18 protein-coding genes and 2 pseudogenes are annotated in these 14,851 nt (G+C 44.3%); 19 read left to right on the plus strand and 1 reads right to left on the minus strand.

Going from position 1 to position 14,851, the window contains the following annotated elements:
- The first annotated feature begins 14 nt into the window (after nt 1–14).
- The gene (locus tag ACQVGT_RS02250) at nt 15–413 is read left to right on the plus strand and encodes a F0F1 ATP synthase subunit epsilon (protein ID WP_015483819.1); all 399 of its coding nucleotides are present in this window, start codon (nt 15–17) and stop codon (nt 411–413) included.
- A 33-nt stretch (nt 414–446) separates the two neighbouring features.
- Here ACQVGT_RS02250 and ACQVGT_RS02255 read toward each other — a convergent pair whose 3' ends face one another.
- Entirely contained in the window at nt 447–920 is a 474-nt protein-coding gene (locus tag ACQVGT_RS02255) for a hypothetical protein (protein ID WP_015483818.1), read from the minus strand.
- 169 nt (nt 921–1,089) lie between these two features.
- Between ACQVGT_RS02255 and ACQVGT_RS02260 the strand changes: the two genes are divergently transcribed.
- The 18 genes and pseudogenes from ACQVGT_RS02260 (at nt 1,090) to ureC (ending at nt 14,828) form a co-directional block, all read left to right on the plus strand.
- On the plus strand, nt 1,090–1,320 hold the full coding sequence (locus ACQVGT_RS02260) for a DUF1146 family protein (protein WP_015384890.1): 231 nt from the start codon (nt 1,090–1,092) through the stop codon (nt 1,318–1,320).
- Nucleotides 1,321–1,454: 134 nt separating this feature from the next.
- Nucleotides 1,455–2,195, plus strand: coding sequence for a YwmB family TATA-box binding protein (locus tag ACQVGT_RS02265; RefSeq protein WP_015483817.1), 741 nt, complete (start codon nt 1,455–1,457; stop codon nt 2,193–2,195).
- A gap of 33 nt (nt 2,196–2,228) precedes the next feature.
- Entirely contained in the window at nt 2,229–3,539 is a 1,311-nt protein-coding gene (gene murA, locus ACQVGT_RS02270; protein WP_003227695.1) for a UDP-N-acetylglucosamine 1-carboxyvinyltransferase, read from the plus strand.
- 195 nt (nt 3,540–3,734) lie between these two features.
- On the plus strand, nt 3,735–4,766 hold the full coding sequence (gene spoIID, locus ACQVGT_RS02275; protein WP_015384888.1) for a stage II sporulation protein D: 1,032 nt from the start codon (nt 3,735–3,737) through the stop codon (nt 4,764–4,766).
- A gap of 385 nt (nt 4,767–5,151) precedes the next feature.
- Nucleotides 5,152–5,835: a vWA domain-containing protein gene (locus ACQVGT_RS02280; RefSeq protein WP_003227700.1), complete on the plus strand. Its 684-nt coding sequence runs from the start codon at nt 5,152–5,154 to the stop codon at nt 5,833–5,835.
- Between the two features lie 130 nt (nt 5,836–5,965).
- Nucleotides 5,966–6,106, plus strand: a complete 141-nt coding sequence (locus ACQVGT_RS02285; protein WP_015384887.1) for a hypothetical protein — start codon at nt 5,966–5,968, stop codon at nt 6,104–6,106.
- A 52-nt stretch (nt 6,107–6,158) separates the two neighbouring features.
- A complete protein-coding gene (locus tag ACQVGT_RS02290; RefSeq protein ID WP_003243553.1) occupies nt 6,159–6,833 on the plus strand; it encodes a vWA domain-containing protein in 675 nt (224 codons plus the stop codon).
- A 94-nt stretch (nt 6,834–6,927) separates the two neighbouring features.
- Nucleotides 6,928–7,089: a hypothetical protein gene (locus ACQVGT_RS02295; protein ID WP_003227706.1), complete on the plus strand. Its 162-nt coding sequence runs from the start codon at nt 6,928–6,930 to the stop codon at nt 7,087–7,089.
- Between the two features lie 245 nt (nt 7,090–7,334).
- Nucleotides 7,335–8,123, plus strand: coding sequence for a formate dehydrogenase accessory sulfurtransferase FdhD (fdhD, locus tag ACQVGT_RS02300; protein WP_015483815.1), 789 nt, complete (start codon nt 7,335–7,337; stop codon nt 8,121–8,123).
- A 15-nt stretch (nt 8,124–8,138) separates the two neighbouring features.
- Nucleotides 8,139–9,164, plus strand: a complete 1,026-nt coding sequence (moaA, locus tag ACQVGT_RS02305; protein WP_015483814.1) for a GTP 3',8-cyclase MoaA — start codon at nt 8,139–8,141, stop codon at nt 9,162–9,164.
- Nucleotides 9,165–9,356: 192 nt separating this feature from the next.
- Nucleotides 9,357–10,490, plus strand: a complete 1,134-nt coding sequence (gene rapB / locus ACQVGT_RS02310) for a response regulator aspartate phosphatase RapB (protein ID WP_015384884.1) — start codon at nt 9,357–9,359, stop codon at nt 10,488–10,490.
- Between the two features lie 155 nt (nt 10,491–10,645).
- Complete coding sequence (locus tag ACQVGT_RS02315; RefSeq protein WP_015483813.1) at nt 10,646–11,125, plus strand: hypothetical protein; 480 nt, start codon at nt 10,646–10,648, stop codon at nt 11,123–11,125.
- Nucleotides 11,126–11,197: 72 nt separating this feature from the next.
- Nucleotides 11,198–11,386 (plus strand): stress response protein CsbD, encoded by a 189-nt coding sequence (gene csbD / locus ACQVGT_RS02320; RefSeq protein ID WP_003227718.1) that lies wholly within the window; start codon nt 11,198–11,200, stop codon nt 11,384–11,386.
- A 222-nt stretch (nt 11,387–11,608) separates the two neighbouring features.
- Nucleotides 11,609–11,812 (plus strand): annotated as a pseudogene (locus ACQVGT_RS02325) (urea ABC transporter substrate-binding protein); the annotation flags it as partial.
- A 266-nt stretch (nt 11,813–12,078) separates the two neighbouring features.
- A pseudogene (locus ACQVGT_RS02330) lies at nt 12,079–12,275 on the plus strand (hypothetical protein).
- A 158-nt stretch (nt 12,276–12,433) separates the two neighbouring features.
- On the plus strand, nt 12,434–12,751 hold the full coding sequence (ureA, locus tag ACQVGT_RS02335) for an urease subunit gamma (protein ID WP_015483811.1): 318 nt from the start codon (nt 12,434–12,436) through the stop codon (nt 12,749–12,751).
- Complete coding sequence (gene ureB / locus ACQVGT_RS02340; RefSeq protein ID WP_015384879.1) at nt 12,748–13,122, plus strand: urease subunit beta; 375 nt, start codon at nt 12,748–12,750, stop codon at nt 13,120–13,122. The genes ureA and ureB overlap by 4 nt, the downstream gene beginning before the upstream one ends.
- Nucleotides 13,119–14,828, plus strand: coding sequence for an urease subunit alpha (gene ureC, locus ACQVGT_RS02345; protein WP_015384878.1), 1,710 nt, complete (start codon nt 13,119–13,121; stop codon nt 14,826–14,828). Before ureB ends, ureC begins: the two co-directional genes overlap by 4 nt.
- The last annotated feature ends 23 nt before the right edge of the window (nt 14,829–14,851 follow it).

Consider the following 14,851-nt stretch of genomic DNA (forward strand, 5'->3'; position numbering starts at 1 on the left):
AGGAGGGTAAAAGCATGAAGACCGTTAAAGTCAATATCGTTACTCCCGACGGCCCAGTATACGATGCGGATATCGAAATGGTGAGTGTGAGAGCCGAAAGCGGCGATCTCGGTATTTTGCCAGGCCATATTCCAACCGTGGCTCCTCTTAAAATCGGCGCTGTCCGTCTGAAAAAAGACGGGCAGACTGAAATGGTTGCCGTCAGCGGCGGATTTGTCGAAGTCCGTCCTGATCATGTCACCATCCTTGCCCAGGCTGCCGAGACAGCAGAAGGCATCGATAAAGAGCGCGCTGAAGCTGCACGCCAGCGGGCGCAGGAGCGTTTGAATACTCAATCAGATGATACTGACATTCGTCGGGCTGAGCTTGCGTTACAGCGGGCTTTGAACAGATTGGATGTAGCAGGGAAATAAGAAAAAATCCTTCTCTTTATGAGAAGGATTTTTTTATGAACGCACAAGAGAATCAAACAGCGACAACAGCGGGCGATCCTCTTTTTGGCGCAGGTATAAACCATCACAGGTATTCATTGTATGCCACGATTTGCGATGTCTTCTAAAGCCAAGTGTATAAGCGCCGTCTTTATAGGGATAAGGTTTTACAACCCATTCAGCATCTTCATGGCGGGCAATCACGCAATCTATAAGATAAACACTGATCATTTTCTCGAATTCTTCAATAGGAAGATTCCAATCAGCAAGCAAAAGCTCTTGTATACTTTGAAAATAAAGGTTTTCAAGCTCTTCAAGGCTTTCTCTCGTATAGGTAAGAGAAATGTTAAAAAACTGACACAATTCATTCAGTTCTTCAATCTGTGACTGTCTATAATCATAATAGAATGCAATTGCTTCCCATTCCTGATCAAAAATTGGCAGGTCCTCACCATATTGCTTTTCAGGCTGAAAAAAAGAATGATTCACATTTGCCAGCTCCTTTCCAATAAAGTATACCATGTAAAAGAATCGCACTTTAAGCGGGGATTAGCCCTAGATTTGGCTGATTATTCCGTTCTGTATAAAATGTATCATCTTTATCTGTGCTTCTTATATAATAAGAAAGGGTATGAACGCAGAGAAAGGAGTGTAATAGATGAGTGTATTGGAACAGCAGGCTGCAATCGGCATTGTCGTTCACCTGATTTTTATAGCAGTGACTTGGTGGGCGTTGCAAGCCGTCAATATAGATCCGTTAATCAAAAAAGGCAAAGTCGTGCAGGCAAGACTCCTGATGATTTTGCTGACAATTGCCATTGGAACGGCCGTTGCCAATTTCTTTTTAGATTATCTCAATTATTCACAGCAGCTTCCCTATCTATTTTAATAGGTTTTGAACATTATTATCATTAAATGGTTGGGAGAAGCGGGTTGAAGCGAATAGCTCGAGTTTTGACGAAGATTTTTACGTATGGCGCCTCTTGCCTCCGGTAAAACTGGGGATAAGGGGGAGAGATGAACATGAAGAAAAAACAAGTAAGCCACGCTATTATCATTTCAGTCATGTTAAGCTTCGTCATTGCTGTTTTCCATACCATTCATGCGAGTGAATTAACGCCGTTAGCACAAATGGCAGAGGGGATGGAACGCCAAGATGTGTCAATAGATAAGTGGACATTGCATGCAAAACAAAACATGTCACTGACCGAAAAAGAATTTTATCAAAAAGTGCAACGTTTAAAATCAGAGTATCGTCAATATGATTGGGTGATTGCACGGGAAGATAAAATGATAAAGGCAATTGGCACATATACTGACAAAAAAAATCGTACTTCTTTTAGACTGCAGCTTGTCACAACCCTCAAAAAACACAATCCAACTTCGTATTTATTATATGAGCAAATGAGTCTAGAGACACCGGATAGCTGGAATGATACATATGAACAGTTTGAACGGGAGACACTTGGGATATTCCAAGAAAAAGTAGTTATTTTTACTTGTCTAAATGGTCACTTAGATGATAATATGAATATTGTTTTGCAAAAAAAAGCAAATCAGTTATTAAATGAATTTCAAGCAAGATCAGTAGAACATGTAGTTGAGCCAAATTTCGTTTCTATTTCTGCGTTTACAGATGAGTGGGAAGAGTACATTATGACCTCGAAACATAAAATGAATTTGCAAATTGCACTTAGAAGTGCAGGAATGGGCGGAAAACATACCGTTACGGTTGGCACACCAATCGTTACGACTGAATATTAATATAGAGAATTTAGGGACGCGGAGGGGAATACCTTGGAAAAAATCATCGTCCGCGGCGGTCAGAAGTTAAACGGCACAGTCAAAGTTGAAGGCGCTAAAAATGCCGTTTTACCTGTTATCGCTGCATCTTTATTAGCAAGTGAAGAAAAAAGCGTAATTTGTGATGTACCTACGCTCTCCGATGTATATACAATTAACGAAGTGTTGCGTCATTTAGGAGCAGATGTGCATTTTGAAAATAATGAAGTGACTGTAAATGCTTCATACGCTTTGCAAACTGAAGCACCTTTTGAATATGTTCGTAAAATGCGTGCGTCTGTGCTTGTCATGGGGCCGCTTCTTGCGCGTACAGGTCATGCAAGAGTTGCACTTCCGGGCGGATGCGCAATTGGTTCCAGACCGATTGATCAGCATTTAAAAGGTTTTGAAGCAATGGGCGCAGAAATCAAAGTCGGTAATGGCTTCATTGAAGCTGAAGTAAAAGGCCGACTGCAAGGCGCAAAAATTTATCTGGACTTCCCAAGTGTAGGAGCTACAGAGAACCTGATTATGGCAGCCGCTCTAGCTGAAGGAACAACAACGCTGGAAAACGTGGCAAAAGAACCCGAAATCGTTGATTTAGCAAACTATATCAACGGCATGGGCGGAAAAATCCGCGGAGCTGGCACCGGCACCATCAAAATTGAAGGAGTCGAAAAGCTTCACGGTGTAAAACACCATATTATTCCTGACCGTATTGAAGCGGGCACATTTATGGTTGCTGCTGCAATCACTGAAGGAAACGTATTAGTAAAAGGAGCGGTTCCTGAGCACCTCACCTCTTTAATTGCAAAAATGGAAGAGATGGGTGTAACAATTAAGGATGAAGGTGAAGGTCTGCGTGTCATCGGCCCGAAAGAACTTAAACCGATTGACATCAAAACAATGCCTCACCCGGGCTTCCCGACTGATATGCAGTCACAAATGATGGCGCTTCTGCTTCGTGCAAGCGGCACAAGCATGATTACAGAAACCGTTTTTGAAAACCGTTTTATGCATGCGGAAGAATTCCGCCGTATGAATGGTGATATCAAGATTGAAGGACGTTCTGTCATCATTAACGGTCCTGTACAGCTTCAGGGAGCTGAAGTTGCAGCGACTGATTTGCGTGCAGGTGCAGCGCTGATTCTTGCGGGGTTAGTGGCTGAAGGTCACACACGTGTTACTGAATTGAAGCACTTAGACCGCGGTTACGTTGATTTCCATCAGAAGCTTGCCGCTCTGGGCGCAGACATCGAACGTGTAAATGATGAGTCTGCTTCTGAGCAAGAGAATAAAGAAGTCGTTTCTGACTTAAATGCATAAACTTACTTGAAAATCAGTATGTCACTCTGGCATACTGGTTTTTTATTTTTTGTGTATTATCATCATTATGCGCAAAATAGCAAAAAAGAATACGTAAATGACAAATAAAGTTTCTGTCCAAAACGAGAGTCATATTAGCTTGTCCCTGCCCATAGACTAGACTAGAGTCGAATCCCGAGCAGGAGGCAGCTGAATATGAAACAATTCGCAATCACACTATCCGTACTATGTGCATTGATTCTCTTGGTTCCCACACTCTTGGTTATACCATTCCAGCATAATAAGGAAGCGGGGGCCAGCGTAGAATCAGAAAAGACAGCAGTCAGCACGAAACCAGCATCGAAAGGAGCAGAAACATTGAAAGCATCACCTGTTTCTATTCCCGTCTATCGAACCGCAAATCAATCCGTAGAAGACATTCCGCTTGAAGAGTATGTGATTGGAGTCGTCGCCTCCGAAATGCCGGCAACCTTTGAATCTGAAGCACTGAAAGCCCAGGCCCTCGCCGCCAGAACATTTATTGTCAGACTGATGGTGTCGAATTCAGCGGTTGAGGCTCCTAAAGGCTCATTGGTGGATGATACACAGATGTTCCAGGTGTATAAAAACAAAGCGGAGCTGAAAAAACAGTGGGGCACAAGCTATGAGACAAAACTGAAGAAAATCACAGCTGCGGTAGCCAGTACGCAAGGCAAAATCTTAACGTACAACAACCAGCCGATTGAAGCCTCCTTTTTCTCCACAAGCAACGGCTACACAGAGAATGCAGAAGCTTATTGGACAAGTGCTATCCCATATTTAAAAAGCGTCAAAAGCCCTTGGGATAAAAAGTCTCCGAAATATATGGCAACGAAAACCTTTACAGCGGCAGAATTTCAGCAAAAACTTGGCGTCAAGCTGGATGGATCTAGCGCAGTAGGGAAGATTACCGGCGAGACACCGGGCCACCAGGTCGCAACTGCCGTCATTAACGGCAAGACGCTGAAAGGAAGAGACATACGTGAAAAGCTGGGTCTCAACTCCGCCGATTTTGAATGGAAGCGGAATGGAGACACAATTACAGTCACGACGAGAGGATTTGGCCACGGTGTGGGGATGAGCCAATACGGAGCGAATTTTATGGCCAAAGAAGGCAAAACGGTTGATGACATTGTAAAGTACTATTACCAAGGCACACAAATTTCTGAGGCAGATGCGTTTTTGAATAAATATATGGCGAAAAAGTAGAAAAAGACGCTCATTGGGCGTCTTTTTCTGTTCCTGAATGTCTTTTATCTAAGAGCAGCTGAAACGGTTTAGAGGAGCTTCTGACCGTCTTTAAGGATCAGTCCTTTTTTCCTGATTTCAGGCTTTGAGATTGTGGTAAAGTCATCCACATTTGTCGACAGACTTCGACAGACTCATATAACGAAAGCCGAAAGGCGGACAATCTTCTCTTTTCATAGGGGCGTTAGGTGGAAATCACTAATAAAAACATAGGTTTCTATGCAAAAGTAAACAACAGCAATGGGGAAGCCCGCCCTATTTATTTCTCGGTTTTTGTTGATTACGATAGATTATGTTCAGCGTTGAACATCTGCACGCAGAAACAAATTGGTAAAGGGGTACGAACATGAAGAAAAGATTTTCACTGATCATGATGACAGGATTGCTTTTTGGATTAACTTCACCTGCTTTTGCAGCTGAAAAGACAGAAACGGAGGCTAAAGCGCCGGCGAACGTGGCGGTCTTGCTTGATGCCAGCGGAAGTATGGCGAAAAGAATAGACGGTGTATCTAAATTTAATTCAGCCAAAAAAGAAATTTCAAAGTTTGCGAGCTCACTGCCAGAAGGAACTCAGGTGAAAATGAGCGTGTTTGGCTCTGAAGGAAACAATAAAAATTCCGGAAAAGTTCAGTCATGTGAAGCCATTCGCAACGTATACGGCTTCCAAAGCTTTAACGAGCAAAGCTTCCTCAATTCTCTCAATACAATTGGGCCGACTGGCTGGACGCCAATTGCCAAAGCGCTGAACGAGGCGAAATCTTCTTTTGACCAGCTTGATGCAAAAGGGGAAAAAGTGGTGTATCTGTTGACAGACGGTGAGGAAACGTGCGGAGGAAACCCGATTAAAACAGCAAAGGAACTGCAAAAAGACAATATCACTGTTAATGTGATCGGCTTTGATTATAAAGAGGGATACAAAGGCCAGCTGAACGCAATTGCGAAAGTAGGCGGCGGTGAATACTTCCCGGCTTATACCCAAAAAGATGTTGAGAAAATTTTCACTCAGCAATCACTAATGTTATCTAAATAAGAAAAAAGAGGCTGGTGATGGTCAGCCTCTTTTTGTATGTAACAAAAACTTCAAAACTAATTAGCTGTCTGCCTGTAGCATAGTAGCAGATTTCCGTTTTTCTGTCATAATCAAGGCGAAAAAAGAATGAATGATCACACAATCTGTTTATGCTTTCTGGGTGGAAATGGCTAAAAATGAACGGCATTTCAAGCGATTTTGGACAGATCGTGAAAGCAGCACAAAAGGCAGCATGTCCTATATCTTTTTGCATTTTCGTATTCTAGCATAAAGAAGAATCCAACATATAGTTGGAAAATATGAAAAAGAAAGGAAGTAATCATATGAAAAAGTTGCTGGCTGCCGGTATCATTGGATTGTTGACTGTTTCCATTGCCTCCCCGTCTTTTGCCGCTGAGAAACAGGCTGATACAAATGTAGCTGTTTTGTTTGACGGAAGCGGAAGCATGGTTCAAAAAACAGGAGGAGAGCGCAAAATAGACATTGCCAAAAAATCAGTAAAATCTTTTGCCGAACTTCTTCCGAAGGATACAAATCTTATGCTTCGCGTTTTCGGGCATGCAGGGAACAATAAACTGTCCGGTAAAGCCCTTTCGTGCAGTACGACGGAAACCATTTACGGCCTTCATCCATATGAAGGGTCTCTGTTTGACAATTCATTGAGTGAGCTCAAGCCGACTGGATGGACACCGATTGCCAAAGCACTTGCAGACACAAGAAAAGAATTTGAAGCATTTGACGCAGACGGGAAAAACGTGGTGTATTTAATCACTGACGGTGAAGAAACGTGCGGCGGAGACCCTGCGGCAGAAATCGAAAAGCTCCGTGCATCAAATGTGGATACGATTGTAAACATCATTGGCTTCAACTTTGATGTCAAGGGTAATGAAGAGATGAAACAAGCAGCTGTCGCTGGCGGCGGAGAATATATTTCAGCGAACAGTGCGGATGAGTTCGAACAGGCTTGGGAAAAAGAAGCACAAAAATTTACTGAGTAAGGAACCTAAAGATCAGGCGCTCCCCCAGGCGCCTTTTTTTATTGGTTTAAAAACAGTTTGGGCGGGAATGATACCCTAAAAAGGGGTTGAACATATGAAATTATTCGGAATGATTTTTCTTATAGCCACCGTTGCATTCATATTGCTTGGTGTTCTTCTAAAACTGGCAGCCTTCTTTTTTGTCAGCATTCTCACCTTGATCGCAGCTATTGTGCTGTTTACGGTTCTGAAAAAGAATCAGCATAATCAAACATAGAGTCCTTTATACAGAGGTGTCTCAGCGTGTCGACAAACCCCGCGTTCGTTGTCAATGCACATTGGTGCTCACGTGTTATAAAAGGAACGGCGGCTAAATGCTTAGGCGCCCTGCCTAAACACCGCCGTCATCACATCCTGTGAAAGCCCTTTATATAGAGGGCTCTTTTTGTGTCTCAGAATTCGACAAAATCCGAGGAGTGTGAAAAAATATAAAGGCAGGAACATTGCGGAGGGGAAGAGACATTGAACGATAAAGTAACTGCGGTCAGGGATGTATGGCGCTATGAACAAGGGAAAATAAGCAAAGTAGAAGACCGGATGGTGACGGAATTCCCTTTGACAGTGATACTGAATGGCAGTGAATTTGTGACGCTCGTTTGTACGCCTGAGCATATCGAAGAGCTTGTCATCGGATTTCTCGCATCAGAGGGTGTTATACGATTTCAAAAAGAAATTAAAAGGTTTACAATAGATGAAAGTCTCGGTTTTGTATATGTCGACCTCGTTCACCCTGAGACATTGGATCAAAAGGATTATACGAAACGGGTGATCGGCTCATGTTGCGGAAAGGGCCGTCATTTTTATTTTCAGCAGGATGTCAAAACAGCCAAGACGGCTGTCAGCCAAATCAAGATATCGCCTGAGGCATGTTTGGCGCTTATGAAAGACATGCAGCAAGGGAGCGGGACGTTTCAGGATACGGGAGGCGTCCATAATGCGGCGCTTTGCGACACAGAGAAGCTTCTGTTGATGCGCACAGATATCGGTCGGCACAACGCACTTGATAAACTATACGGACACTGCCTTCTAAACGGGATGTCCGTACGTGACAAACTGATTGTGTTCAGCGGCAGAATCTCATCAGAGGTCCTGTTAAAAGCGGCCAAAATCGGCGTGTCGATTGTCATTTCCAAATCGGCCCCGACGGAGCTTGCGGTTCAAATGGCTGAAGAATTGAATATCACAGCGATTGGATTTGTCAGAAACGGATCATTTAATGTATATACACACCCTGAGAGAATCAGGGGATAGGAAGGGGCTGTAGCTATGATTACAGAGTCGCGTCAGATGTTGGATAAAAGAAACAGACCGCTGAGAGACCTTCGCATTTCTGTTACAGACCGCTGCAACTTCCGATGCACGTACTGTATGCCCGCCGAATTATTCGGTCCGGATTATCCTTTTTTAAAGAAAGAGGAGCTGCTTTCATTTGAGGAGCTGGAACGGCTTGCGACATTGTTTGTCACAAGATTTGGCGTTGAAAAAATCCGCCTGACCGGCGGAGAGCCCCTCATGAGAAAGGATATGCCGGAGTTAATCAAAAAACTGGCTCGCATACCGGGTATTCGTGACATCGCGATGACGACAAACGGATCACTGCTGCCTGTTTATGCAAAGAGGCTCAAGGAGGCTGGGCTGAAAAGGGTTACGATCAGCCTTGATTCTTTAGAAGACGAGCGTTTTAAGAAGATAAACGGGCGCGGTGTTTCTGTCAGCAAGGTGCTGGAAGGCATTGAAGCGGCGAAGCAAGCGGGGCTCGGTGTTAAAATCAATATGGTCGTTCAAAAGGGCGTCAATGAAAAAGATATACTGCCTATGGCCCGTTATTTTAAAGAAAAAGGGCATATCCTGAGATTCATAGAATTTATGGACGTAGGCAACACCAACCAATGGGAAAAGAAAGACGTCATGACAAAGGCGGAAATCATAGATTTGATCAATGAACACATGCCGGTTGAGCCGATAGCGCCTAATTATATAGGCGAAGTGGCTTCCAGATTCCGCTACTTGGACGGCTCCGGAGAAATCGGCGTCATATCATCTGTATCTGATGCGTTCTGCGGATCTTGCAACAGAGCCCGTCTTTCTGCGAGAGGAGAGCTGTTTACCTGCTTATTCGCTTCAAGCGGATTTGACCTCAGAGCTCCGGTTCGCCAGGAATTAAGTGATGACGAACTATCAGAAATGATCGGGACAGTATGGAAAAATCGGATCGATCAGTATTCAGTCGATCGTACGCTATCAAAAGCATCTGGCAAAAAGAAAGTGGAAATGTCTTATATTGGCGGTTAATTTGAAGTCAAAAGCTTATCGGCACTGTCCGATAAGCTTTTTTTATTAGAATCCGAGTGCAAAAAATACGTATAAAAACCGAAATATATAAGGATAGGCATAAAGAAGGAATCATTGTAAGAAAATTTAATTCCAAAGCCATACATTATGATAAAATATAACCAATTAGAAAATAGAAAGGGTTGGAGGGGCATGGCCGCGTACGAGATCCCGTCATCTCAAGTAGGAGTGAAAATCAATAAGTGGTATAAGCACATTTTAGCATTTCAAGTGGCTGATGCCGTAAAGCTGAAAGAAGAAATTGATCTAGATATAGAACAGATGGAAGAGGATCAGCTGCTTCTCCTGTATTATCAGCTGATCAGCTACCGGCACCAAATTATGCTGGATTATGTAAAGCCTGACCTGCACGAGGAATCTCAGCTTCAATATCGTGAATTGATCAAAACGCTGGAAAGCAATCAGGACAGCATCTCCGGATTATCTGAGTATTATTTTCACTTGTTTAGAGGAATGTACGAATTTGAACAGAACAATTACATCTCGGCTATATCCTTTTATCGGAAAGCTGAGAAGATGCTTGCGTTTGTAGAAGATGAAATTGAAAGAGCGGAATTTCATTTTAAAGTGGCGGAAGTCTTTTATATTATGAAGCAGACGCACTTTTCCATGAACCACGCCGTACAGGCGCTGGAGACGTATAAGGCTAATGATTTTTACAGAGTCAGAAGAATTCAATGTCATTTTGTCATATCAGGAAACTACATTGACTACAGAAATTATGAAAAAGCGCTTGAACATTTAGATGACGCGTATCGCCTTGCTTTATTGGAAGGGCAGCCCCGTTTGATCGGATCAGCCCTTTATAATATTGGGAATTGCTATGATGACAAGGGGGAGCTGGATCAGGCCGCCGAATCCTTTGAAAAAGCGCTTCCTGTCTTCGAGGATTATCAGCTGGAACAGCTTCCAAAAGCGCTCTTCAGCCTGACTCGCGTTCTTTTCAAAAAACAAGATAGCGAAGCCGCGATGCGGTACTATGAAAAAGGGATTGCCATTGCCCAAAAACGAAACGACTTCTTCAGTCTGGCAAAATATAAATTTCTGCAGGCTTTATTTGTGGAATCTGTCAATTTGGATATGATTCAAGAAGTATTTAATTATATGGAAGAAAAGGGCCTGTACGTATATATTGAAGAATTTGCTTTAGATGCTGCCTCCTATTTCAGTCATCGCGAACAATATAAAGAAGCGGTGTATTTTTATGAAAAAGCGGTCAGCATGAGAGAGATGATTCAAAGGAACGATTGCTTATATGAAGTATGAGACAAAACCATCTGCTGGCAGATGGTTTTTTTTTATGCAAAAAAAGGGGAGCATCGGAACGTTTATTTCCGGGGAGAACAGGAAAAATCGCTACAGCACTGTTTTTTGAACAAAAGCCGTTTTGGGATGCAGATCTGCACGTGAGGGGGAATTCAATGTTTGGTTTTAATGATATGGTGAAGTTTCTGTGGTCTTTCCTCATTGTTCTGCCGCTTGTACAGATTATACATGTTTCAGGGCACAGCTTTATGGCTTTTATTTTTGGCGGAAAAGGATCGTTGGATATAGGCATGGGAAAAACGCTGCTTAAAATTGGACCCATACGGTTCAGAACGATTTATTTTATCGATTCTTTTTGCCGGTACGGGGAGTTGAAAATTGACAATCGATTCTCACATGCACTCGTGTATGCAGGGGGCTGCTTGTTTAACCTCATCACGATTTTTGCAATCAATCTGCTGATTTTACACAGTGTATTAAAGCCGAATGTGTTTTTCTATCAGTTTGTCTATTTTTCTACGTATTATGTGTTTTTTGCCCTGCTGCCGGTCCGATATTCGGAGAAAAAGTCATCAGACGGGCTGGCGATATACAAGGTGCTCCGTTACGGAGAGCGCTACGAAATCGATAAATAACATTAGAATGTTTATTGCCTCTCAGATCGGGAAGGTAACAAGTACACACATAATTGAGAGGGGAGAATTAACATGGGTAACGATAGTGTAAAAGACAAAATGAAGGGCGGCTTCAATAAAGCCAAAGGAGAAGTGAAGGATAAAGTCGGAGATATGGCTGACAGAACGGACATGCAGGCTGAAGGCAAAAAAGATAAGGCGAAAGGCGAAATCCAAAAGGATATCGGGAAAGCCAAGGATAAATTTTCAGATAAAGATTAATCGTACGGAAGAGGCAGGAAACGAAATGTTTCTTGTCTTTTTTTGTTCGCTTTTTCTGATGTGAATAAATATAACAAAAAAAGAAACTGATTTGGTCAAGGTAACTAAATTTTTTAAATATTCTTTGAATTAATAGGCCTCTTCTATATAATAATGACATAAGTTGTAAAGTTTTATAACATCATTTGGAGAAATCAAACAAAGGGGTTTTGATGACGGAAATGTACTGCACCGAAGAAAGTGTCGGAAGCCAGCGGGAGTGCGAAAAAACAGTTAATATCGACACAAGCGGGATTCAGTGAAGGCCGGGATTCTTCACTCGTTAAGCCGAACGGTGGCGATCAGCGAAGTGACCGTCTATGCTGCGGAGTAAATGGCAATAGTCGGGTTCTCGGTATCGTGGAGGACGGCGCCTCAGACTGGCCTCCATGCCATGCTTCCGGTTGCGGAGCAAAACAACGGGCTGCCATCAGGAATGTAACGTCTGGTTATGATCAATCGATGGTTTAGCACAGCCTCAGCATGGAGGTTCACCCGGGGCAGATTGTCGCTGTATTAGGCCGAAATGGAGTCGGCCAATCCACTTCATAGGCCTGCTTCCGGCTAAACAGGGGGGCTATTTGTTTTAATCAAACGTTTGTTCAAAACGAAAAGGCGGTCAACAGCAGCAGCTTGCAATCGACAGAGCACTGATGGTAAATCTGAAAAATATTTTACTAAATGAACAATTGGAAGGAATTCAGATTTTAATTGTCGAACTAGTCAGACAAGTTATTATAGAAATTCCCAGAAAAAAAGACATTTCTGTTATCTTAGTCGAGCGCAGTCTGGAAAACACGTTAATCTGTGCTCACTATCTTTCCGTGATCGACAGGGGAACGGTTGTTGACCATGGCAAGGCTGATGAAGAATCGGCATGCCGCTTTGAAAGGCACCCTACCGTATGACCCCCATTCTCGAAGAAAGGGAGGTGATGTCCCGCCTGCATGCTCCACAAATTCGTAGTAACCGCATCCGCTTTATATGACAAAAGAAGGAGGATTACAGATGAAACTGACACCGGTTGAACAAGAAAAATTGCTCATTTTTGCAGCGGGGGAATTAGCCAAACAGCGAAAGGCGCGGGGCGTTCTGCTGAACTATCCTGAGGCTGTTGCTTATATCACCTGCTTTATTATGGAAGGCGCACGTGATGGGAAGGGAGTAGCAGAGCTGATGGAAGCCGGCCGCCATGTATTAACGGAAAAAGATGTGATGGAGGGTGTGCCTGAGATGCTGGACAGCATTCAGGTGGAGGCCACATTTCCGGATGGAGTAAAGCTTGTTACGGTACATCAGCCAATTTCTGCGGAGGTGAAGTCATGAAGCCGGGAGCATTTCAAATTGCTGTGGGAACCATTACGATTAATGAAGGCCGTGAGATACGGGAGGTAACGGTAAAAAACACCGGATCACGCTCCATTCAAGTCGGCTCGCATTTTCATTTTGCGGAGGCCAACGGGGCTTTATTATTTGACCGTGAGCTGGCGATCGGCATGCGTCTTGATGTTCCATCAGGCACGTCGGTCCGTTTTGAGCCGGGTGAGCAGAAAACGGTCTCACTAGTGGAAATCAGAGGGCGCAAGACAATTAGAGGGCTGAACGGAATGGCCGACACGTTTATCGATGAACGCGGCAAAGAAAAAACGTTGGCCAACTTAAAACAAGCCGGCTGGATGGAGGGTGTAATCCGATGAAAATGTCACGGGAGGAATATGCGGAACTGTTTGGCCCGACAACGGGCGATAAAATCAGATTGGGCGACACGGATTTATGGATCGAAGTCGAAAAGGATTTCACAGTATATGGTGAAGAAATGATCTTTGGCGGCGGAAAAACAATCCGCGACGGCATGGGCCAAAACGGCAGAATCACAGGGAAGGACGGCGCTTTGGATTTGGTTATCACCAACGTCGTGCTATTGGATTACACAGGCATTGTCAAAGCGGATGTCGGTGTGAAAGACGGCCGGATTGTCGGTGTCGGAAAAAGCGGAAATCCTGATATCATGGATGGAGTCGATCCGCACATGGTCATCGGAGCGGGGACAGAGGTAATTTCCGGTGAAGGCAAAATTTTAACAGCCGGGGGAGTGGACACGCACATTCATTTTATTTGTCCTCAGCAGATGGAAGTTGCGCTTTCTTCAGGTGTGACGACCCTTTTGGGAGGCGGAACAGGACCCGCTACAGGAAGCAAAGCGACAACATGTACGTCCGGGGCGTGGTATATGGCGAGGATGCTGGAAGCGGCCGAGGAGTTTCCGATCAATGTCGGCTTCTTAGGAAAAGGGAATGCATCCGATAAAGCGCCGCTGATCGAGCAGGTGGAAGCGGGCGCCATCGGCCTTAAGCTTCATGAAGACTGGGGCACGACGCCAAGCGCCATTAAAACGTGTATGGAAGTTGTGGACGAGGCTGATATTCAAGTTGCCATCCATACCGATACGATTAACGAAGCGGGCTTTTTGGAAAACACGCTCGAAGCGATCGGGGACCGGGTCATTCATACATATCACATTGAAGGGGCAGGCGGCGGCCACGCTCCGGATATTATGAAGCTCGCCTCTTACGCGAACATTCTGCCGTCATCTACAACGCCAACCATTCCTTATACCGTTAATACGATGGATGAGCATCTTGACATGATGATGGTCTGCCACCATTTAGATGCGAAAGTGCCTGAAGATGTGGCGTTCAGCCATTCCAGAATCAGGGCGGCGACGATTGCCGCGGAGGATATTCTCCATGATATCGGTGCGATCAGCATGACATCATCGGATTCCCAAGCGATGGGGCGGGTCGGTGAAGTGATCATCCGAACATGGCAGGTAGCCGATAAAATGAAAAAACAGCGCGGCGCTCTTGCCGGCGAAAACGGGAATGACAATGTGCGCGGAAAACGGTACATTGCCAAATACACGATTAATCCGGCAATTACGCACGGGCTCAGCCATGAGGTCGGCTCGGTGGAAAAAGGGAAGCTTGCTGATCTCGTTCTGTGGGACCCGGTATTTTTCGGCGTAAAACCGGAACTGGTCTTAAAGGGCGGCATGATTGCACGTGCGCAAATGGGAGATCCGAACGCGTCCATCCCGACTCCTGAACCGGTTTTCATGCGCCAAATGTATGCGTCTTACGGAAAAGCCAACCGCTCAACCTCGATTACATTTATGTCTCAGGCAAGCATAGAGCGTGGTGTGGCGGAAAGCTTAGGGCTGGAAAAAAGGATTTCTCCAGTCAAAAATATCAGAAAGCTGAGCAAGCTGGATATGAAGCTGAATTCGGCTTTGCCGAAGATTGAGATTGATCCAAAAACCTATCAGGTCTTTGCTGACGGGGAGGAGTTGTCTTGCCAGCCTGTCGATTATGTCCCCCTTGGACAAAGATATTTCTTATTCTGATAAGACGCGGCCGGAGTGCATCC

The sequence above is a fragment of the Bacillus sp. SCT118 genome, assembly GCF_058566435.1.

Excerpts from the sequence above, each read along its gene's own strand:
- ACQVGT_RS02250 (WP_015483819.1), top strand. The coding sequence starts at position 15 with ATGAAGACCGTTAAAGTCAATATCGTTACTCCCGACGGCCCAGTATAC.
- ACQVGT_RS02260 (WP_015384890.1), top strand. The coding sequence starts at position 1,090 with ATGAGTGTATTGGAACAGCAGGCTGCAATCGGCATTGTCGTTCACCTG.
- ACQVGT_RS02265 (WP_015483817.1), top strand. The coding sequence starts at position 1,455 with ATGAAGAAAAAACAAGTAAGCCACGCTATTATCATTTCAGTCATGTTA.
- spoIID (WP_015384888.1), top strand. The coding sequence starts at position 3,735 with ATGAAACAATTCGCAATCACACTATCCGTACTATGTGCATTGATTCTC.
- ACQVGT_RS02280 (WP_003227700.1), top strand. The coding sequence starts at position 5,152 with ATGAAGAAAAGATTTTCACTGATCATGATGACAGGATTGCTTTTTGGA.
- ACQVGT_RS02285 (WP_015384887.1), top strand. The coding sequence starts at position 5,966 with ATGATCACACAATCTGTTTATGCTTTCTGGGTGGAAATGGCTAAAAAT.
- ACQVGT_RS02290 (WP_003243553.1), top strand. The coding sequence starts at position 6,159 with ATGAAAAAGTTGCTGGCTGCCGGTATCATTGGATTGTTGACTGTTTCC.
- ACQVGT_RS02295 (WP_003227706.1), top strand. The coding sequence starts at position 6,928 with ATGAAATTATTCGGAATGATTTTTCTTATAGCCACCGTTGCATTCATA.
- moaA (WP_015483814.1), top strand. The coding sequence starts at position 8,139 with ATGATTACAGAGTCGCGTCAGATGTTGGATAAAAGAAACAGACCGCTG.
- rapB (WP_015384884.1), top strand. The coding sequence starts at position 9,357 with ATGGCCGCGTACGAGATCCCGTCATCTCAAGTAGGAGTGAAAATCAAT.
- ACQVGT_RS02315 (WP_015483813.1), top strand. The coding sequence starts at position 10,646 with ATGTTTGGTTTTAATGATATGGTGAAGTTTCTGTGGTCTTTCCTCATT.
- csbD (WP_003227718.1), top strand. The coding sequence starts at position 11,198 with ATGGGTAACGATAGTGTAAAAGACAAAATGAAGGGCGGCTTCAATAAA.
- ureA (WP_015483811.1), top strand. The coding sequence starts at position 12,434 with ATGAAACTGACACCGGTTGAACAAGAAAAATTGCTCATTTTTGCAGCG.
- ureB (WP_015384879.1), top strand. The coding sequence starts at position 12,748 with ATGAAGCCGGGAGCATTTCAAATTGCTGTGGGAACCATTACGATTAAT.
- ureC (WP_015384878.1), top strand. The coding sequence starts at position 13,119 with ATGAAAATGTCACGGGAGGAATATGCGGAACTGTTTGGCCCGACAACG.